General features: G+C 43.3%; 22 protein-coding genes. 8 read left to right on the forward strand and 14 right to left on the reverse strand.

What is annotated here, in order from left to right; translation table 11 throughout:
• Positions 1-149: 149 nt before the first annotated feature.
• Positions 150-740, forward strand: a complete 591-nt coding sequence (locus V7K48_RS03635) for a hypothetical protein (RefSeq protein WP_335069689.1) — start codon at positions 150-152, stop codon at positions 738-740.
• Positions 741-829: 89 nt separating this feature from the next.
• Here the strand turns inward: V7K48_RS03635 and V7K48_RS03640 are convergent, their stop codons facing one another.
• Entirely contained in the window at positions 830-1,102 is a 273-nt protein-coding gene (locus V7K48_RS03640; RefSeq protein ID WP_335069691.1) for a hypothetical protein, read from the reverse strand.
• Positions 1,103-1,495: 393 nt separating this feature from the next.
• Here V7K48_RS03640 and fba point away from each other — a divergent pair, with 393 nt between their 5' ends.
• Entirely contained in the window at positions 1,496-2,575 is a 1,080-nt protein-coding gene (gene fba / locus V7K48_RS03645) for a class II fructose-bisphosphate aldolase (protein WP_335069693.1), read from the forward strand.
• A gap of 185 nt (positions 2,576-2,760) precedes the next feature.
• Here the strand turns inward: fba and V7K48_RS03650 are convergent, their stop codons facing one another.
• A complete protein-coding gene (locus tag V7K48_RS03650; RefSeq protein ID WP_335069695.1) occupies positions 2,761-3,573 on the reverse strand; it encodes a carbon-nitrogen hydrolase family protein in 813 nt (270 codons plus the stop codon).
• A gap of 210 nt (positions 3,574-3,783) precedes the next feature.
• Between V7K48_RS03650 and V7K48_RS03655 the strand changes: the two genes are divergently transcribed.
• Complete coding sequence (locus tag V7K48_RS03655) at positions 3,784-4,377, forward strand: MarC family protein (protein WP_334978652.1); 594 nt, start codon at positions 3,784-3,786, stop codon at positions 4,375-4,377.
• 148 nt (positions 4,378-4,525) lie between these two features.
• On the opposite strand, the gene trxA is transcribed toward V7K48_RS03655, so the two are convergent.
• Together trxA and V7K48_RS03665 are read right to left on the reverse strand one after the other, a co-directional pair.
• A complete protein-coding gene (trxA, locus tag V7K48_RS03660) occupies positions 4,526-4,849 on the reverse strand; it encodes a thioredoxin (protein ID WP_069070846.1) in 324 nt (107 codons plus the stop codon).
• 343 nt (positions 4,850-5,192) lie between these two features.
• A complete protein-coding gene (locus tag V7K48_RS03665; RefSeq protein ID WP_335069697.1) occupies positions 5,193-6,356 on the reverse strand; it encodes a GuaB3 family IMP dehydrogenase-related protein in 1,164 nt (387 codons plus the stop codon).
• Between the two features lie 56 nt (positions 6,357-6,412).
• Between V7K48_RS03665 and V7K48_RS03670 the strand changes: the two genes are divergently transcribed.
• Complete coding sequence (locus tag V7K48_RS03670) at positions 6,413-6,556, forward strand: hypothetical protein (RefSeq protein ID WP_335069699.1); 144 nt, start codon at positions 6,413-6,415, stop codon at positions 6,554-6,556.
• 341 nt (positions 6,557-6,897) lie between these two features.
• Here V7K48_RS03670 and V7K48_RS03675 read toward each other — a convergent pair whose 3' ends face one another.
• The 9 genes from V7K48_RS03675 to V7K48_RS03715 form a co-directional block, all read right to left on the reverse strand.
• Entirely contained in the window at positions 6,898-7,428 is a 531-nt protein-coding gene (locus V7K48_RS03675; protein WP_335069863.1) for a YdcF family protein, read from the reverse strand.
• Positions 7,429-7,717: 289 nt separating this feature from the next.
• A complete protein-coding gene (locus V7K48_RS03680; protein ID WP_335069701.1) occupies positions 7,718-7,888 on the reverse strand; it encodes a hypothetical protein in 171 nt (56 codons plus the stop codon).
• Positions 7,889-8,040: 152 nt separating this feature from the next.
• Entirely contained in the window at positions 8,041-9,294 is a 1,254-nt protein-coding gene (locus tag V7K48_RS03685) for an exonuclease SbcCD subunit D (RefSeq protein ID WP_335069703.1), read from the reverse strand.
• Positions 9,295-9,405: 111 nt separating this feature from the next.
• On the reverse strand, positions 9,406-9,690 hold the full coding sequence (locus V7K48_RS03690) for a hypothetical protein (protein ID WP_335069705.1): 285 nt from the start codon (positions 9,688-9,690) through the stop codon (positions 9,406-9,408).
• A gap of 18 nt (positions 9,691-9,708) precedes the next feature.
• Positions 9,709-10,038, reverse strand: coding sequence for a hypothetical protein (locus V7K48_RS03695; protein ID WP_335069707.1), 330 nt, complete (start codon positions 10,036-10,038; stop codon positions 9,709-9,711).
• 157 nt (positions 10,039-10,195) lie between these two features.
• The gene (locus V7K48_RS03700; protein ID WP_335069709.1) at positions 10,196-10,570 is read right to left on the reverse strand and encodes an aspartyl protease; all 375 of its coding nucleotides are present in this window, start codon (positions 10,568-10,570) and stop codon (positions 10,196-10,198) included.
• Complete coding sequence (locus V7K48_RS03705) at positions 10,555-10,872, reverse strand: hypothetical protein (protein ID WP_335069711.1); 318 nt, start codon at positions 10,870-10,872, stop codon at positions 10,555-10,557. The genes V7K48_RS03700 and V7K48_RS03705 overlap by 16 nt, the downstream gene beginning before the upstream one ends.
• Positions 10,873-11,254: 382 nt before the next feature.
• Positions 11,255-11,980: a phosphoadenosine phosphosulfate reductase gene (gene cysH, locus V7K48_RS03710; protein WP_335069713.1), complete on the reverse strand. Its 726-nt coding sequence runs from the start codon at positions 11,978-11,980 to the stop codon at positions 11,255-11,257.
• 633 nt (positions 11,981-12,613) lie between these two features.
• Positions 12,614-14,203, reverse strand: coding sequence for a DHA2 family efflux MFS transporter permease subunit (locus V7K48_RS03715; RefSeq protein ID WP_335069715.1), 1,590 nt, complete (start codon positions 14,201-14,203; stop codon positions 12,614-12,616).
• 299 nt (positions 14,204-14,502) lie between these two features.
• Here V7K48_RS03715 and V7K48_RS03720 point away from each other — a divergent pair, with 299 nt between their 5' ends.
• Entirely contained in the window at positions 14,503-15,144 is a 642-nt protein-coding gene (locus tag V7K48_RS03720; protein WP_335069717.1) for a TetR/AcrR family transcriptional regulator, read from the forward strand.
• Between the two features lie 498 nt (positions 15,145-15,642).
• Here the strand turns inward: V7K48_RS03720 and patD are convergent, their stop codons facing one another.
• Complete coding sequence (gene patD, locus V7K48_RS03725) at positions 15,643-15,996, reverse strand: heterocyst frequency control protein PatD (RefSeq protein WP_335069719.1); 354 nt, start codon at positions 15,994-15,996, stop codon at positions 15,643-15,645.
• A 153-nt stretch (positions 15,997-16,149) separates the two neighbouring features.
• Here patD and V7K48_RS03730 point away from each other — a divergent pair, with 153 nt between their 5' ends.
• From V7K48_RS03730 to V7K48_RS03740, 3 genes are all read left to right on the forward strand, one after another.
• Positions 16,150-16,353, forward strand: a complete 204-nt coding sequence (locus V7K48_RS03730) for a hypothetical protein (RefSeq protein WP_335069721.1) — start codon at positions 16,150-16,152, stop codon at positions 16,351-16,353.
• A 20-nt stretch (positions 16,354-16,373) separates the two neighbouring features.
• The gene (locus V7K48_RS03735; RefSeq protein ID WP_335069723.1) at positions 16,374-18,644 is read left to right on the forward strand and encodes a RelA/SpoT family protein; all 2,271 of its coding nucleotides are present in this window, start codon (positions 16,374-16,376) and stop codon (positions 18,642-18,644) included.
• Between the two features lie 357 nt (positions 18,645-19,001).
• Positions 19,002-20,588, forward strand: coding sequence for an NCS2 family permease (locus V7K48_RS03740; protein ID WP_335069725.1), 1,587 nt, complete (start codon positions 19,002-19,004; stop codon positions 20,586-20,588).
• Positions 20,589-20,594 lie beyond the last annotated feature (6 nt).

A 20,594-nucleotide genomic window follows, 5' to 3' on the forward strand; every position in this document is an offset into this window, starting at 1 on the left:
TTAGAGAAAAAACGCCTCTAACTCGAAAAATTCCGAAATTGACGTTGGGAAATGTCTTATAGATGTGAAGAACAAAAAAAGGCATTCAGATGCTTATTAACAGAGTGCCCTTCTGAACACAACACCAAACACAATAGTCCAAGAAATTTATGACAAAGGTAAAAGTCGAATTAATTGACGTTTATTGCCGAGATACCGAAGATGTAACCGGTGCTGACGATTTTTATCTCGTCGGTGGTTTGGTAGGAGGAAAAACTACCAAGGCAATTCTGACAACTCCTATTAAAATCAATGATAAGCAAAGGAAATCTTTCAAACCAGACCAAGCCATTTTATTTGAGGGCGAAATCCCAGAAGGGCAAAGCGTCAAAGGCGGACTAAAGGCTTACGACGAAGATTTTACAAAAAACTGGGCTGAAGCTGATAGGTCTAAAAATAGGTATGGTGAGACAGTAAACTGGGCTAAGTATGGTGAGACAGTTAAAAAGATTAGTAGTGCTATTTCAGGTGCTATAGCAGCAACAGGTTCACAAGAAGCTGTTGCAGGAACGATACTTTCAGCAGCTACAACCGCAGAAGGCATTCTTGATAGTTTAAAAAAAGATGACTTACTAGGTAGTACCGAATTAGAAATTTCCTCCACAGGACCCTCCCATGAAGAGCGAGCTTGGAAAATTTCTACCACAGCGGGTTGGTCTACCTGGGACTACACACTTACCTATCGGATTACCCGTTCCTAGAGAACTGATTAATAACAGTATGAGCGCCTGATCTGGAAAAGTGCCTTAAGAAGAAAGCTTACGCCCCTTATTAGGTGTCTGTGCAATGTCTACGACCGGCTGTGACGCTCCTGCGGACGCTCGTTCCTCTCTACGAGACGCTGCACGAACGCTACCGCTTCGCTAACGCTAACGCTACGCCGATAGCGTCGCATCTTTGTTAAGCATTTGAATTGAGACAGCTTTGAAGATGTAAAGCGATCGCTGATCTTCGCTTTGTCAGTGCGATCAGTTAACAACACTATACTAATTTTTGATTGTAAAAAGAGCGATTGTGTAGGGCGATCGCTCCTATTTTTAATTGCAGTCAGTGCGATCGCCACTTTCTGATAAAATTTTACTAATTCCGTGGGCTACGCATAATCTAATCCCAAATGCAATATTTAGGAGAAAACACCCTTACAGCATTTGTCAAAAGTTAGTACCTTTAGGTTGAAGCGATCGCTTTAAGATGACTATTTTGGATACTGGGCTACCAAAACTACTAGTTGCAGGGTAGCTAAATGTACAGCAATACACAGCAACTATGGGGCATAGTACAGTAGTATAGAGCAAGTATAAGGCATATTTATAGTAACTATGGCGTAAAGTTTTTCAACATAGACACACCACACTAGTTATAATTTCCTATAAGTTGAAAAAACTCTTAAGATTTAGCGTGATTATTACGCTTCTTTCACACCGACTAGCTGACAACCACATTAGGAGGACTATCTATGGCGCTTGTACCACTGCGGCTGCTGTTGGATCACGCAGCTGAAAACGGTTACGGCATCCCAGCTTTCAACGTTAACAATTTGGAGCAGATTCAGGCGATCATGAAGGCTGCTGTCGAGACAGATAGCCCCGTAATTTTGCAAGCTTCACGCGGCGCTCGTAATTATGCAGGAGAAAACTTTCTCCGCCACCTGATTTTGGCAGCCGTAGAAACCTATCCTCAGATTCCCATTGTCATGCACCAAGATCATGGTAATGCGCCTGCTACCTGCTACTCAGCAATTAAGAACAACTTCACCAGCGTGATGATGGATGGTTCTTTAGAAGCTGATGCGAAGACCCCCGCTAGCTTCGAGTACAACGTCAGTGTTACCCGCGAAGTTGTAAATGTAGCTCATGCTTTGGGTGTCAGTGTTGAAGGTGAACTCGGTTGTTTGGGTTCTCTAGAAACTGGTGCTGGTGAAGCTGAAGATGGTCACGGGTTTGAAGGTACACTCGACCACTCTCAACTGTTAACTGACCCCGATGAAGCTGTTGACTTCGTAGAAGCAACCCAAGTAGATGCTTTGGCAGTTGCCATTGGCACTAGCCACGGTGCTTACAAGTTTACCCGCAAGCCGACTGGGGAAATTTTGGCAATCAGCCGCATTGAAGAAATTCACCGCCGTCTGCCTAACACCCACTTGGTAATGCACGGTTCATCCTCTGTACCTGAAGATTTGCTGGCACTGATTAACCAGTATGGTGGTGCAATTCCTGAAACCTACGGTGTACCTGTAGAAGAAATCCAAAAAGGTATTAAGAGTGGTGTACGTAAAGTAAACATCGACACCGACAACCGTTTGGCTATTACTGCTGCTGTACGTGAAGCTTTGGCTAAAAAACCAGAGGAGTTTGACCCCCGTCACTTCCTCAAGCCTTCTATTACATATATGCAGAAGGTTTGTACTGAACGCTATCAGCAGTTTGGCACAGCTGGCAACGCAAGCAAAATTAAGCAAATTTCTTTGGAAGATTTTGCTGCTAAGTATGCTAAAGGTGAACTCAACGTTATTACCAAGGCAGCTGCTAAAGTTTAATTTTGACAAAAAATAAATCAGATCACAGTGCTGCTATGCTTTTAAAAGACTGAGGATTCTTAATATTGGCAAAAACCGGGTAGGTTACCCGGTTTTTTGTTTGATTCCTAGGTAATGGACATTGGGCATTGGAAAAATTCTTTCTTTGTCCTCCTTATCTCCCCAGTTCCCAGTTCTTAGTCTTATTAGAATACCCGATGCTGTAAAGAGGGCATTTGACGGCGGACTTGTTCAAGCCTAGTAGGCTTAATTTCTGCGATCGCAATTCCCGGTTTTTCCCCAGCATCGGCTAAAATTACGCCCCAAGGGTCGATAATGACCGCGTGTCCGTGGGTTAGACGGCGGGCGTAGTTATTGCCTGTTTGGGCAGGAGCAATGACGTAGGCAGTATTTTCGATGGCTCTGGCTTGTAGTAGTACTTGCCAGTGGTCTTTGCCAGTAAAGGCAGTAAAAGCGGCAGGAATAAACATAACATCAGCTCCCTTGTCTGCTAAATGACGGTACACTTCAGGGAAGCGGACATCATAACAAATAGAAAGTCCCAAATTACCAAGTTTTTCTGAAAAATACACGGGAGGTAGGTGCGTACCAGCTACAACCGTACTAGATTCACGATAGGTGTTGCCGTCGGGGACATCGACATCAAATAGGTGTACTTTGTAGTAGCGGGCAAGTTCTTCACCGTTTGGGTCGATGAGTAAAGTGGTGTTATAAACTTTGCCTGTATTGTCTACAGGAACTGGAAAGCTGCCGCCCAAGATTGTAATTTGAAAGCGTTGAGCCATTTTTTTCAGAAAATTTTCACTTTCACGAGCGATCGCATCGCCTTGGGCGAGTTTGTCTTTTTCTTCTCCCATATAGGAAAAGTTTTCTGGCAAACCTACCAATTGGGCACCTTGACGCACGGCAAGCTCTATTAATTCTTCTGCCTGTGCCAGATTTTTCTGTAAATCTGGCACACTGGTCAATTGAATAGCGGCGGCTAAATAAGAGTTCATAGATTCAACAACGAACAGTTGATTTATCGAAGATAGATTATCAAAATATATCGCTACTTCAATATCTGTGGAACTTAATTAGAAATGCGTCAGGCTTGCTTTTCTTTAACAGACTTGTTTTATAGCTGATCTTAATCTTCCTCTGGGTTATAGCAAACTGAGCAAGATTAAGATTAGGTTGTGATCAAACCCTGATAAAAGCTCTCTGCTGTGGATATTTCTATTCTCATTCAAACATTTATCGCTGTGTTTGTCCTAGCAGATGCTGTGGGCAATATACCGATTGTTTTAGTTTTGACTAAAGGCATGATGCCAGACCAAAGAAACAAAGTTATAGATAAAGCAATTATCATTGCGATCGCAGTTCTTTTGCTGTTTGCTTTTGGTGGGCAAATAATTTTAAATTATTTGGAAATAAGTATCGGCTCTTTGCGAGTAGCTGGGGGATTGTTATTGCTGTTAATTGCTTTGCAAATGCTGCGGGGAGAATTAGATCAGCCGATTATTGAGGAAGGACGTGATGTCGCAATTACTCCACTAGCTTTACCACTGCTAGCAGGGCCAGGGACTTTGACAACGGTGATGTTGCTGATGTCGAAATCACAGAGTCCGCATATTGGTGTCGTGGTAGGTATACTAGGGGCAATGTTTGTCACTTGGTTGATTTTGCGTTTAGCAAATCTGATTGACCAGTGGATTGGTGCAGAAGGTGGAGTGATTGTGACTCAGCTTTTGGGTTTTCTGTTGGCGGCGCTAGCAGTAGAAATTGGTAGTGCCGGAATTAGGGAGTTGTTTTTGAGGTAGAAAACTCCTAAAAATATCTGGAAACTGTATACAAATGTAAACAAATTTGAGAGACGAGAAATTCGCGCCTCTCAAACTTATTTATAAAAATTAACCTAAAGTTACAACAACATGGATAACTCAAGAGGATTTTATTGCCGATTGAGTTTCAAAGATACTTTTCGAGAGTGGAAGCTAATGTAGTTTTAGGCACAGCGCCAACCACCATATCAACTTTTTGTCCACCCTTAAAAATCATTAATGTGGGAATGCTGCGGATGCCGTACTGACTAGCAACATTAGGATTTTCATCTGTATTGACTTTTACAACCTTTATTTGACCTTTGTACTGTTCGGAGATTTCATCGACAACAGGAGCTACCATACGGCATGGTCCGCACCAGGGTGCCCAAAAGTCAACTAAAACGGGTACATCACTGTCGAGTACTTCTTGCTTGAAACTAGAATCGGTAACTTGTGCGGCTGTTGACATGCCTAAAACCTTCGCCAATAATATCTGAACTTGGTGAAAATTCTACCATAGCAAAAACCTCAGCTTGGGAGTAGAGGATGTACATTTGCAAAGAAGCTATAGAATTTATTTACAAACATAAGGAACCGCCCGAACAGTAGTCCGGGCGGAGTGTGGTGTGAGGAGTGAACGGAAACATGCGTCTCCGCTATTTCTATTGTAAGCGACATATCAGATTTTTCCAGCAATTGTTTAGGGGCCTGGAAAAATTTATTCCAAGATTAGGCATTGGGTATTGGGCATTGGGCATTAATTATTTCTCCCTCATCCCCCTCATCTCCCTACTCCCTAGTCCCTATTCCCTTTATTTCCCCATACCTAATTGTTGAGCTTTTTGGTAAACTTTACCTTCAGTTAATAAAGAAGGCGCAATCACAACTTCCACTTGTTGCATTTCTTTAATATTTTTAACTCCTAAGGTGCCCATGCTCGTCTTTAAGGCTCCTAAAAGATTGTGAGTGCCATCATCTAGTCCTGCTGGCCCAACGAGTATTTGCTCTAGGCTACCAGTGGTGGCAACACGAATGCGGGTGCCACGAGGCAAGACTGGGCTGGGAGTTGCCATACCCCAATGATAACCTTGTCCTGGGGCTTCGGCGGCTCTGGCAAAGGGGGAACCAATCATCACACCATCGGCACCGCAGGCGATGCATTTGCAAATGTCGCCACCAGTGATTAAACCGCCATCAGCAATAATCGGGATATAGTTGCCAGTTTCCTTGTAGTAATCATCTCGTGCGGCAGCACAATCAGCGATCGCAGTTGCCTGTGGTACACCCACACCCAACACGCCACGGGAGGTACAAGCCGCACCAGGACCAATTCCCACCAGTACCCCAGCTGCTCCAGCTTTCAACAAATTCAAAGTGACTTCGTAAGTCACGCAATTCCCCAACACCACAGGGATGGGCATGGAACGGCAAAATTCTGCTAAATCAAGTGGTACTAAAGACTCTGGTGACAGATGTGCAGTAGAAACTACCGTAGCCTGTACAAAAAATAAATCTGCCCCAGCTTTTGCCACCGCCTCACCGTATTTACTTGCACCGGCTGGAGTTGCACTTACCGCCGCAATGCCATCTTGTTGTTTAATTTCCTGAATACGTTGTTCAATTAATTCCGGCTTTATTGGTTCGGCATAGAGTTCTTGCATCAGGGCAACAAATTCATCTTTCCCCACAGAGGTAATCCGATCTAATATTGGCTCTGGGTCAGCATAGCGAGTTTGAATCCCCTCTAAATTGAGGACACCTAATGCTCCTAACTGTGACAAACGTACAGCCATGCGAACATCTACTACGCTATCCATTGCACTGGCAATTATCGGGATTTCTCGCTCAATATTGCCAATACGCCACTTAGTATCTGCCAGACTGGGGTCTAGTGTTCTGTTACCGGGGACTAGAGCAATTTCATCTATTCCATAAGCTCTGTGAGCTGTTTTTCCCCGCCCAAGTTGAATTTCCACGCTTTAAGTTTTCTCAAATCTGTTTAAGCTAGGGTATCAAATTGTGAGATAGATTGGTGCGTTTTTTCCTCGAATTAGACAGAGAAATTCGAGTTATCCAAGCCGCTGCTCGAAACTTTGATGGACGCAAAGTATTCACTAAGCAATCAAATGAGCAAAAACTGTTAATTGGTTTTTATATTGTGTTGTTTGAACGTTAATGTTGCGCTAGTTTTTCGACAATTGTACTTTGATGTGTCTGTTATTACTGAGTTAATGTCACGATATATTGGCATTAGTTCTCTTAATTTGCCTATATTGAGTTAGGTCAAGATCATGCAAATTCTTATAAATGATACCAAATTGGAACAGTTTGTATTGTTTCAAATCGATAAACCTTCTGAATCTGAAGATTTGCAATTCCAAAATTCAAAATCGTTCGATTGAGTGACTTATACCGACTTGTACTGAGCTTGTCCTAAGTGTAGCCGATTTATGCCGAGCGACTTGTACCGAGGTAAGTCGAGGTAAGCCGAAGTCCAAAATCCAAAATTGGTTTAATTTACAGTTTATTTTTAGCTGCATCCACACCAGTGTAACCAGTTGCTAACCAAAGTATTGCTCTAGCTCCATCGCGAATAGATTTTTCGATAGATTCAGGAGGTTTTTCGGAAGGAACTGGCACTGGTTTTAAATAAATACCCCGACTACCCAAAATAATTTCGCCGATGACACAAGCCCGGCGCATATGGAAGTCTGAAGTAATCAAATAAACACTCTTGATGCCGCGAGCTTGCAAATCATCCACTAACGTAGTAAAATTAGTAACTGTATCTACAGCTTCATAGTCCAAGTGTAAACGTTTGGGATCAACACCAGCTTTGGTAAACACTCGTTGGGTGAATCTAGGTGGACTACCCCCAGTAATCCAAATTGGTATATTTGGATGCTCACGAACAAATTTTGCTGTAAACTTCTCTCGCTCTAAATGTCTCGTTGAACCACCTAACACTACAACTGCTTGCGGCTGTACAAATTGATTTTGTACTTCTTTGTATGCCCACCACATGATTAGCGGTAAGACAAAAGCCATAAAACGAAAAGATTTACCTGTAAAGAGTAGCTTATTCAAGGCTCGATAACTTTATTGACTGAGTCCAAAATTTTCTCTGGCTATAAGAAAAACAACAATTGATATAGAGTAGCAAACTCCTAAAAAATCTGCCCAAATACAAATTTGGGTGATTTTCATGTTAGAGCGCGATTAAGCGTGCTTGAAGTTTTTCCTCTAATTGATGGATTATCCTAACCTATATCAGACAATCCATCAAAGGGTTCTAGCAGCTTGTTGGAGAACCCCATTTAGTGGTAGATTGCATTTTTTAACCGCCCACTGTTGCAAAACCCACAGTTACAACTACATTCCTTGGCTGGTCGAGCATCAGCGCTCTATGGACTTGCTTAAAGCCGTTCGTTAACAACACCGACCCAACGCTGCAAGTTCTCTTGACATCCTGGGCTGATGCTTTAACTTGACACCAATCGCGAGACACTCCGAAGTTCTGAGTGCTGGAAGCCGATGCTTAGACTTCTCTTCATCCCACAAGAAATAGTTGGATATTTTTTTACTTAGAACTCCCTAACTAAAAACAACTTTGTTAGGAGATATTGCCCTTAGAAGATGAAAATATAATTAGCATCTATTCTACTCACTAGTTGCTGCTTCTAGCCAGACTTCCACATCATCTGCTAGCAACTTCTGTGCTGCATCTAGCATTGATGCTGCGATGTCTTTAAGGTCTTCGCGGTTATTCAAATAAGTTTTCAAGGCTTCCATTGGGTCGATGCTGCTACTTGCACTCAATTCCGGAATCCGGGGTCGAGCTAATTGACTCACTAATTCTGCTTGAATAGTGTAGGTATGAGCGAGACTTAAAGCAGTATGTAAAGAGGAACTGTCAATTAAATCCATCTGCTCAGAGCGGAGTTTGTAAATTAGCCGCACTACAGTATCTTGAATATCATACTTGGCGATCGCTTTCATTAATACTGCCTGGGGATCATCTGTTTTCGAGACATCCACTTCAATAGTGCAGAAAGTCCGAACTTTTAAGGGACAAAATTCCCACTTAGCACTTCCCCGCTCTAGTTCTAGCATCACATAGCCTTTATCTTCTTTTTCTTCACTAAAATCTACCCGCTCAATGCTGCCTGGATAAATCACAGGCGGGTTGTTGGATTTATTCAGATTTTGGTGACGGTGGACGTGTCCCAACGCTACATAATCAAAACAAGGTCGTGTCAGCAAAGATAGGGGTAGAGTAAAGCCTTTACCTACTGCCAAAAAGCGTTCTGCGCCCAAGGTAGCATTGTCAGACATCAAGTGAGCCAAAAGGACAGTTGGCACATCGGGGTCAAGACGGCGAATTTCTCCTTCCAAGACAACTCGCAGGCGTTCGGTTAACAGTTGGTTAACTTCCGCCAAAGACAAACCTTCAGTCTCTTGGCGAGTCATCAGAGTGGAACGGGTTAGCCAAGGGAGGGTGATTACTTGCACTTTGCCATTACGGGTTTCGATGTAGTGAGTAGTTAATGTATCACCTACTACAAATCCTGGTACTCCCAAAGTGCGGTAAATATTTAAACTCGCTCCTCCCTGTCCTTGGGAATGTTGGTCGTGGTTGCCCACCAACAGCACTGTCGGAATATTACCATCCATGAGACGACGAAACTGGCTGGCAAAAGCTTGTTGTACATAGGGCGGTGGTGTAGCATCTGGGAAAGCATCGCCACCAAATATCACCATATCTACAGCATCTGTCAGCGCTCGGTCGATACATTTAGACAGGGTGTTGACAAAATCCTCCAACCGTGTATTTAATCCAGTTGCGGGATTAATTCGTCCGTGGGAAAAGCCGCTTCCCATGTGGATGTCGGAGAGGTGGAGGATTTTAATCATATTTGTCTTTTGTTCTTTGTCTACATATTAATGACAAATAATTAATGGAGCAACACGATTTTGTGAGATCGGGCAAAAAACGTGCGTTCACGCAGTGTGCCGCAGGTATCGCTAAAAATTATATTTAAGTACAAGGTGAATTTCTTTGCAGCAAATATACTGTTTTACAGGATTTTCCCAACCTATGAATCGCGATCGCAAAAAATAAGGAGTCAATTTGTTGTAAAGTTGCTCTTCGCCCGGTGGGACAATCTGCGTGAACGCATCGGATAGGAAATCCATGATCTCCTGTTGATCTCCTGTTAGAGCAGAAGGTTCCGATCCCCAACTAGCGACTGGACGGGTACTTCCAAGCGCATCAAACACGCGGCGTGTGTATCCTACGTAGTTGACCATCAACGGTGCGGTCGTTACCTAATGGGCAAGAGCAACAGTATCGCCGACTTTTGGCTGTAATTCAAAAAATACGGCTTCTCGTGCTGTGCAACAATACAGAACAGGTTCTTTTGTCCGGTTTGCAAGACCGATCGGAGTTAAGCGCGCTGGCGGATAGCTGAGTTCCGAAATGTTTGCTGACTTATCTCCTAAGCGGCCACTGTAAAGAGGGAATCCAAGGTTAAAGCATGGAGGTTTTACCACATAGCCACGGAAGATTGGCGTTAGAAGCTCTTTAATCTCGTCAATTGAAGTCTCATTGAGGTCTAGTGTTCGGATTGTCTCAATAGCGGATCTAGCTGCTGCCACATCGAGCTTCAGTTGAGAATCATTTGTTATACTTACATCTTGCACTAATAAAAATTGATGTAATTTGATTACTCAGTATCAAACTACCACTTCTCTTACTAATAACCTTGCAGCCTAGCTACGCTACAAGGAAAAGATAGGAATAATAAATTTCTTATTATCCCAGCGTTAATACCCTAGATAGCATATCCACCACCAACCGTCGAGTTCTTAACCACTGGTGACCAAGTAAAACTTCTGACACTCCTTCACCCACATGAACAGGAATATCAAATTCCTTGCTATCAATTCGCACTTTTCCTAAATATATGTCAAATTCCGCTTCTCCTTGGGCTGTGATCATTGTTTGCTGTTCTAGATAAATCCAATCAAGTGCTTCTAAATCCTGGTTATTAATTGCCAGCCACCAAGAAAAACCTGTATCAAAAAGTGCTTCTACTGGTATTTCTGATCCATCAACAGCTATCAACTCTATCTCGAAAAATAATTCATCCTTATCACCAAAGTTGCCAGAAATCATATCGTGCCGCACACCCCAGTTTCATTGATGCGGAAAACGTGCAGCCTTACATTCGGGTATTTTTCATGTGCCATCTGGGCAACTACTAAGGCATCCTCATTAATAAAATATTCTCCACTTTCTGGTTCAACTGCCACATACCAGTTGTAGTGAGTTTCAATTAAAGAAGGCTGCAATTTTTTAAAGATTTGTTTGCAACGCTGCTTAAATTCTGCTTTTTCAGCTTTCCATTGAGCTTTCTTTTCTTCTGACCACTGGATTGAGGGGAATATTCTTCCCCGGCGGACTGTATGAGTAGACTTGGCTTCAGTCATGGTTGATTCGGCTTTACTGCAATATCTATATAGTAAGTGCCTACATTGGTGGAGGTTGTAGGCGCTTGTGAGGAATACTCCTGTATAATCTTTATCGCCCGTAAACTCAGCTATAAGGATATTAGACAGGGTGTAACTACTTTATTTGGTTTTTTGGTGTGATTAATATTGTATTTCTAGGAATCATATCTAGTAAAACTTACCTGATTGAACTGGTTTTGGTTGTTGTGTTAGTTTGGCTGGATTTAATAGCAGTGCGATAAATCACTAATGACTAATAGACATCTCCAGAAATTAATAGAACCATTATTCGTTGCCTGAAACCCTTGTAGAGACGTAGCACTGCTACGTCTCTACATTCATTTTCAAAGATGACTAATAACTAAATATGAATTCCACATTCTGTTTTTTCACTTCCCCGCCAGCGTCCGGCGCGTTCGTCTTCGCCTTCACCTACTTTGGTAGTGATAGGTTGGTCGCCTATGCTGGGATAACCTTGGTCGTGTAGGGGGTTGTAGATGACTCCGTGTTCAGCCACGTAAACCCAGCTGTCTTGGCGTGTCCAGGCAGCTATGGGATTTACTTTCAGCCGACCTTTACCATCTAATTCAAATATGGGCATATTCGCACGCGTTACTGCTTGGTCACGGCGGCGTCCGGTGATCCAAGCGACGCTGTTGAGTTCGTCTAGACCCCGTAGCAGTGGTTCAATTTTTGTAATGTGGTGGAATTCGGCAATATCCTTGTCCCAGAGTTTGTCGCCGTATTTGGCTTCAAAGGTTTCGCGGGTGTCTACATCTGGAGTTTTGTAAGTTTGCAAATCCAGGTTGTAGACTTGTTTGGCTTTGGCAACTAATTCTAGGCTTTGGGGGAAGTGGTGCAAGGTGTCGAGAAAGATCACAGGAACGGGATGCTTCAGTTCACTGTAAAGAATATGGGTAATTATCATGTCATCCACGTTAAAGGCGCTCGTTTGCACCAGTCCCGTTGGGATATTGTCTATAGACCATGCCAGTATTTCTTTGGGAGTGGCAGTTTCAAATTGCTCATTTAATTTATCTAAGTCAAAAGCGATCGTTTGGTTTCTAGATGCCGTGGAAGCTGTCATGATAATTTTCTGATCAAATATTTTTACCTTGATTAATATTTATTTTACCTCATAAAGGCCCGTATTCCGCTCGGAGATAAGGTAATTATTCTGTTCGGGAATTACTACATTGTTGAACTGGAGAATGGGAAGTGGGGAAAATAGGAGAGTAACCCATTAACAGTAAAAATTAATACTTCAGTAGAAATTACAGTAATTACTAAGAAAGTTTACGGTAATTTAAGTTTTACAATGCTTTTATAGATATTTATACTTATTTTGATATGGTTAAGAAACAATTAATAAAAAGGATTTTACTTAAATGAACACTTCAAAATCCCCCAATCGTTTAGGCGAATCTATAATCATGGGGGCTTTAATGATGTTGACTAGCGTTAGCATTATTACAATAATGAACTTTTTCTAAGATCAAAATTTCTAATTTTAGCAATAAGACTTCATATAGTCGCGCTCAGTTTTAAGCGCGACTTTTACTTTTCTTATCCAGATAAATCCGTGTATGTTAACCTTATTCTGTGACTTTTGACAGAGAATAAGGTCAACATACGTGTTTTTACGTAGTTTTGCCATCAGAGAATTTTAAATAGGGATGCGATGGCTACGCCCGCCGCAGGCATCGCTATTTACTTTACCCTAGTGACTGACTGGTGCTTTCGCTCTTGCACCGCCTTTACCGAGAAATAGTAACAGAGGTAATGAGCAAAGGAACGCTACGCCTACCACTCGAAAGCAATCTGCGTAAGACAAAACAGCAGCTTGGGTATCTACTATTTGACTTAATAAAGTTAGTGCTTGTTGTTGAGATGTAGCGGCATCTATGCCTTGACTTTGGAGTGCCCCGTTGAGTGTGTCGAGGCGCTGATTGGTTTCTAGGTCATAAGGACTAAGTTTTGCTAACAAGATGGCTCGATGAAAAGCCTCTCGTCGGTCAAGCAGAGTAGTGAGTAGGGCAATACCGATGCTACCACCTAGTTGTCGGGTGAGGTTGTAGAAACCAGACCCGGCAGAAACATCTTGTTTGGGTAGTGGGCCTAAAACTGCCAGACTTAAGGGGAGAAACATCAACACAGTAAAAGCCCCACGCCATACCAATGGCCAAAATAAATCATCTATGCCCGTTTGTGGGGTAATTGTTGCTAGTTGAAACATGACTCCCGATGATCCGACAGCGCCTATTGCAATTAAAAATCGGGCATCTATTTTACTAGACAGTTTGCCTAATAAAACCATAACGATCGCAGACGCTAAAGCTCCAGGTGCTAATAATAGTCCTGTCTGCGTTGCCGTAAAGTGCAGCACACTCTGAGCAAATATCGGCACAGCAAAGAGTGTGCCATAAAGCCCCATACCCACCAGTGCTGAGAGAACACTTCCCGCAGCTAAAGAACGGTGACGCAAAACTCTCAAATCTACAGCTGGGTGATCTGTTTTCAGTTCTCGCCAAATAAACAGTCCCAATCCGATAATACTAGTGATCGCCAACGTGGTGATGAAACCAGAGGAAAACCAGTCGTCTTCCTCTCCTTGCTCTAACAAAGTTTGCATACAGCCAACAGCGATGACCAAAAACCCAATCCCGAACCAATCGACGGCTTGGCTTTGTGTGTCGTTCTTGTCTTTGTCTTTGAGCAAAAATACAAAGGACATCGCCACTGCAACGATCCCGAAGGGAATATTAACAAAGAAAATCCACCGCCAGCCCAAACCATCTACTAAGAATCCCCCTAAAGTTGGGCCAATTGCTGGGCCAGAAATTACACCTACCCCAAAAACTGCCTGGGCCATACCTTGTTCAGCAGGTGGAAAAGTCTCGAACAAAATCGCTTGTGCTTTAGCTAGCAACCCACCACCACATAAACCTTGAAGAATTCGAGAAAAAACCAGCATCGGTAAATTAAATGCCAACCCGCATAAAACCGAGGCAAGGGTAAAGCCAATCAACGAGAAGATGAAGTAGGTTTTGCGTCCAAAGTAATCTCCCAGCCATGCAGATAAGGGAATTAAGACGACATTTGCGATCGCATATCCAGTCACTACCCAACCTACTTCACTGACAGTTGCACCTAGACTGGCTTGGATGTCCGTCAGGGCAACGTTAACAATACTGGTATCAATCACTTCTAAGATTGCACCAAGGGAAGCTGTGAGAGCGATCGCCCACTTCAATGGCCCCTGGACATAACCAAATTGGTCAAAGGTGGAACTTTTAATGTTGGTAGCCATTGTTAGCACAAATAATATTTGGAGGATGTCAAAGCGATACATGGCTTTGGTGTAGCCCAACCCAAAGCTAAAATTAAATATTGTATATATACGCTACGGTAGCGTATCATATTAAAACGGTCAAGAGAGTTCTCAATGAAAAATGGCAGAAATACCTATGCTAAAGATGGATAGTCACTCCTGCTGTTTTCATGTACAAGAATTGATTCATAGGGTTTATTTGTTTCCCATAGACTATGTTCTATGCCCAAAGGTAGAAGCAAATTGTCAAGAAGATATTGCTTGGGGATGATATTTTTATGAGTAAGCAAATCAACAGCCCCTCTGGACGCCCACGCAGCATCTACGCTGACCAAGCTATTCTGCAAGCGACTTTGGATCTGCTTGCAGAGGTAGGATATGAAAGCATGAGTATAGAAGCGATCGCTTCCCGGGCTGGAGTTGGTAAAACGACCATCTATCGGCGTTACACTTCCAAAGAAGAACTAGTTGCAGACGCTATAGAAAGTCTGAGAGATGATTTAGCGATCCCCGATACAGGCAGTTTCTGGGGAGACATGGATATCCTAATCAATAATGCCGCCAAAAAAATAGATAGTCCCCTTGGTCGTCAAACACTCGCCCTGATCATTAGTACAGCGTCTAGCAATCCTCAATTTGCAGAGGTCTATTGGATAAAATATACGAAACTCCGACGTGAAGCCTTTTCTAAAATACTTGAGCGTGCCAAGTCTAGAGGCGAAATTCACAAGGATGCAGACGTAGACTTAATTATCGATCTTGTGAGCGGGTCACTATATTATGCATTGATCTTCAAACCCACAACCGAGCCAGTAGAAGCGTACATGCGCCGCACTATGAATCTTCTCTTGAAAGGCATTGGTACTAGTACCACAAGGCGGAAATCAAAAGTTAAAAGTCAAAAGTCAAAAGTATTATGAAATGGGCTTTTTAGGGATTTTAAATGGTTGCTCTATTTACGCCGTGGTGTACTAGTTAAAAGGACATGGCGCACTTGTACTCAGCTTGTCCTGAACATCTCGGCAACTCTTAGAGACGCTACGCGTAGCTTGCTTCCCCGTAGGGGTACGCTCGATGGAGCCGTAGCCAACTTGTGCCGAGCGAACTTGTGCCGAGCGAACTTGTACTGAGCGGACTTGTACTGAGCTCAGCCGAAGTAGTCGAAGTAGCCGAGGTAAGGGCAGCGTCGTAAAGCCTGCGGCATAGCTTCGCTTAAGGCGCAGCCTCTCGTAGAGAAGTATTAGGCATGGAAGAAGAATTCTTATAACTTCTAACTCCTGTACAGACGCGATTAATCGCGTCTCTACTTCTAACTCCCCATTCCCCTTTACAGAATTTGAAACTTGTTGCCAAAATAACTTTTCATCAACGGTCGTAAATGAGATGATGGAATAATTAGAGAAAAAGGTAAAGAATTGTTATTTTTCTCCTTTCGCTTCTTGTTGCAGAATAGCATCACAGTATTGAATGAGGGTTGTCAAGCGATCGCTAATCGTTTGAAGTCTCGTTTGTGCAGTAGATGCCTGCCGCGCTCCTTGCAAAAACATCACATCTATTTCCAACAGGCACAATTGCTTGCTCATCTCCGTTTGATAAGACTGCACTCGCGAGTCTTGATCAGCCAGAGGCACAATTTGCTGCCCAAACAATTGCTGCAACGAGGTTACACGCTGCCGCAGTTCGGGTGCAACAATTTGCGTAGTTGTGGCATCGGAGCGTAATTGCTCTAGTAAGGTTACGAGTGCCTGATATTTCTCACGGTTTAAAGACATCCAGTGCTAATTAAGATAGTATTAGTGTCAAGTAATTTTTCTTCTACAATAAACTTTCTTAAGCGCTAATCAGCACTGAAAGCCTCAAATTGTGATTTGAGGCTTTGTTTGCCATCAATGGATATTCTTTATGATCCTTGAAACTCAAACTGGATGACTACTAAGACACTCCTGCGTCGCTCTAAGCGTACCCATTCGGGAAGCAAGCTACGCGTAGCGTCTCTAAGAGTTGCCATGCCGCAGGCTTTACACTACGCTATCGGCAATTGGAGAATCATCCTGACACTGCTTTTTCGAGCAACAGCATCTTTTCACGGCGATGCTGCTAGTTTTATTTATTATTCACTTATCTACTGATCCTCTCTAAACCCAATTGTATGAGCAGCATAGCGATAAATTCATCAGTTGATCTTGCCATTCCAGAATGGTTAAAAAAATGTTTGAAGGAGTCATCGACAATTAGCGGCGAAGCGGAAGATGACCGAAGGCATAATGATGCAGTCTTAATCGGTCGAGCATTTGAATTTGCTTACCAACTGCATCAAGGTCAATACCGCAAATCGGGAGAACCATACATTGCTCATCCCATTGCTGTAGCCGACTTGCTGCGTGATTTGGGAGGTAGTGCTGCTATGATAGCAGCTGGATTTCTTCATGATGTAGTTGAAGATACAGAAGTTACTAGTGAAGAAATAGACCAGCGCTTTGGCCCAGAAGTGCGACTATTGGTCGAAGGTGTCACCAAGCTTTCTAAAATCAATTTCACAAGCAAAACCGAAAGTCAAGCCGAGAACTTCCGGCGGATGTTTTTGGCAATGGCCCAAGATATTCGGGTAATTGTGGTGAAATTGGCAGATCGTTTGCATAATATGCGAACTTTACAATATATGTCAGAGGCCAGCCGCCGCCGCAGTGCCCAAGAAACGCGAGATATCTTTGCGCCCTTAGCTAATCGCTTGGGGATATGGCGGATTAAATGGGAACTGGAAGATTTGGCTTTTAAATATTTGGAACCAGAAGCTTTCCGCCAAATGCAGGAGTATGTTTCCGAAAAACGGACGGCACGAGAAGAGAAGTTGGCCAAATCTACAGAGATTTTGCGGGAACGTTTGCAGCAAGCCGGAATTCACTGCCAGGATATCAGTGGTCGTCCTAAGCACCTTTATAGCATTTACCAAAAAATGCAACGGCAGCAAAAGGAATTTCATGAAATTTATGATTTAGCAGCGCTACGGATTATTGTTCAAACCAATGAGGAATGCTACCGGGCATTGGCGATGGTTCATGATGCCTTTCGCCCAATTCCTGGGAGATTTAAGGATTATATTGGACTGCCAAAGCCTAACCGTTACCAGTCGTTGCATACTGGAGTGATTGGACTAACTGGTCGTCCTTTAGAGGTGCAAATTCGGACAATTGAAATGCATCATATCGCTGAGTATGGGATTGCAGCTCATTGGAAGTACAAAGAAACAGGTGGTTCTAGTATTAGCCATTTGACAGCGACAGATGACAAGTTTACTTGGCTGCGGCAGTTGCTGGAATGGCAAACTGATCTTAAGGATGCACAAGAATATCTTGACAGTGTAAAAGACAATCTATTTGAAGATGATGTCTATGTCTTCACCCCTAAGGGGGATGTTGTTCCTTTAAGTCCCGGTTCTAGCACTGTAGATTTTGCTTATCGCATTCATACGGAAGTGGGAAACCATTGTTCAGGGGCGCGGGTGAATGGGCGAATGGTATCTCTGTCAACACGGCTACAAAATGGCGATATTGTAGAGGTTCTGACTCAAAAGAACTGCCATCCGAGTTTGGATTGGTTGAACTTTGTCAGGACTTCAGCGGCAAAATATCGGATAAAACAATGGTACAAGCGATCGCGCCGGGAAGAAAATGTCGCCCGGGGACGGGAATTGTTAGAAAAGGAACTCGGTAAAACTGGTTTTGATAGTTTGCTGAAGTCGGATGCGATGGAGACTGTCGCCGAAAAGTGTAACTACCACAGCGTGGAAGATTTACTCGCTGGTTTGGGTTACGGTGAAGTTACATTGAACTTAGTACTAAATCGCTGGCGAGAAGTAGCGAAAGGACAACAACCAGTTTCTACTGTGTCCCTATTTGTCCCCAAAGAATCAACTACATTAAAAGCTTTGCGAGATGCACCTGCAACTACCTCCCGCTCTACAGATTCGCCAATTGTTGGGGTAGAAGGGTTGGTGTATTATTTAGCTGGGTGTTGTACCCCGATTCCTGGCGAACCAATTATTGGTGTGGTGACGCGAGGTAGGGGGATTTCGATTCATCGCCAAGGCTGCCATAATCTGGAGAGTGTGGAGTATGAGCGCTTAGTACCAGTTAGATGGAACCCAGCCGCCGAAAATAGTGGTCGTCCGCATACTTATCCAGTAGATGTTCAAATTGAAGCCCTTGACCGCGTAGGGGTGTTAAAGGATATTTTGTCACGGTTGAGTGACCAAGGGATCAATGTCCGCCATGCTCAGGTGAAAACTGCTACTGGTCAACCTGCATTGATGGACTTAGGAATAGATATACGCGATCGCTCTCAACTAGAGCAAGTCTTTGTCCAAATTAAGAAAATGAGCGATATTTTGAATATCCGCCGCGTAGGTCAAATTGACGAGTAGCTGTCTCAATTGATCGGGTGCGTTAACGCAGTGTAACGCACCAATTTAAGTTGTTAATAATATTTATTTTGTTATAAATAGGACTTACGCACAAGCAACGGAAAATCGAACCACAGAGTCCGCAGAGGACACGGAGGAATAAGAGTTTGAGAGGTTTTTTGCGTAAGTCCTAATAAAGTTAATCGCGATCGCTTAATCAAGGACTTGTTTCTGGCTCCCTTTCTCCTAAGTTGCCGAAAGCCTTGCTGATGTGGGCTAACAGAAAACTATTTATAACCGATCACCTGTAATACCATTGCTGGTATTCTGAAAGCGGCAAGACCATTGCCATAAAATTGGCAAAGCAAAAGTAAAACAATGGAAATCGCTACAACCAGAGTACCCCGTTGGTTCGTTCGCAGAGACATTGATGGTTTATTTGGACTGGCGCTTGATAATTTTATTCAAATTTTATTGATTGTGAATTTGTGCCAAGGAGTGCTTGGCTTTCCTGCTTCGTTAGTTTATGGGCGCATTTTACCAGGAGTTGCCATAAGTTTGATTGTTGGCAACTTCTATTACGCAAGGCTAGCCAAAGAGCAAGGGAAACGTGAGCAGAGGGACGATATTACTGCTTTGCCCTATGGGATTAACACCGTCAGCCTTTTTGCGTATATTTTTCTGGTGATGCTGCCTGTAAGATTGGCGGCAATTTCTGGTGGTGCATCTAGTGAACAAGCTGCTGAATTAGCTTGGGAAGCAGGACTGGTGGCTTGCTTTGGTTCCGGTTTGATAGAATTTGTCGGGGCATGGTTCGGAGAGGCACTCCGTCGCCTCGCCCCCCGTGCAGCATTGCTTTCCACTTTGGGCGGTATTGCAATCACTTTTATTGCTATTGGTTTTCTATTTCGTACCTTTGCCAATCCCGTAGTCAGCTTGGTGCCTCTTGGTGTAATTATGGTGACTTATTTTGGGCGAGTGCAATTTGGCATCCCTGGCGGCTTGTTGGCAGTTCTGTTGGGAATTGCCCTTGCCTGGGGAACAGGTTTGGTCAGTTGGGATCATGCCAAGTTTAGCGCTACCTTGGAACCAATTGGGCTTTATTTCCCTTCTTTGTGGCTCTTAAAATTGTGGAGTAGTCGTTCAGTCTTGGTTGAATATTTCAGCATCATTCTACCAATGGGGTTATTTAATCTTGTCGGCAGTCTTCAGAATTTAGAAAGTGCATCAGCTGCCGGTGATAATTATCCTACGGCTCCCTGTCTGAGGGTAAATGGTATTGGTACATTGGTTGCTGCTATTTGTGGTTCCTGTTTTCCGACTACTATTTATATTGGTCATCCTGGCTGGAAAGCTTTGGGGGCAAGAGTTGGTTACTCTATACTCAATGGCATAATCATGGGCTTGCTTTGCCTAAGTGGAACTGTAGCAATGCTGGCTTACTTTGTCCCGATTGAAGCTGGGATGGCAATTGTGTTGTGGATTGGGATTGTGATTGTCGCTCAAAGCTTTACAGCCACCCCGTCGCACCATGCACCTGCTGTGGTTGTTGGTCTCTTACCGGGGATTGCTGGTTGGGGTGCAATAATAGCTAAAAATGCCCTCCGGGCAGCAGGTTTGGGCACACCGGAAAAACCTTTTACACCAACCTTGATTGAGCAATTTAAGTTGAGCGATACGTATATTGATGGGGCTTTTGCTCTTGAGCAGGGGTTTATTTTTTCCGCCATGATTTTAGCTGGGATCACAGTTTACATTATTGAGCGTCAGTTTCACCAAGCTGCCTATTGGTCTGCGATCGCTGCTGTAATTTCCTGGGTTGGGTTGATGCACAGTTATCGTTGGACTGTTGCAGATACAGTTGTTAATTTAGGTTTGGGAACTGGTGCGTCTTGGGCTATTGGCTATACAATGCTTGCAATTTTATTTTTATATGTCGATTGGCAAGAAAGACGTAAGGCTTGATGTGAT

The sequence above is a fragment of the Nostoc sp. genome, assembly GCF_036919615.1.
Taxonomy (GTDB): domain Bacteria; phylum Cyanobacteriota; class Cyanobacteriia; order Cyanobacteriales; family Nostocaceae; genus Nostoc.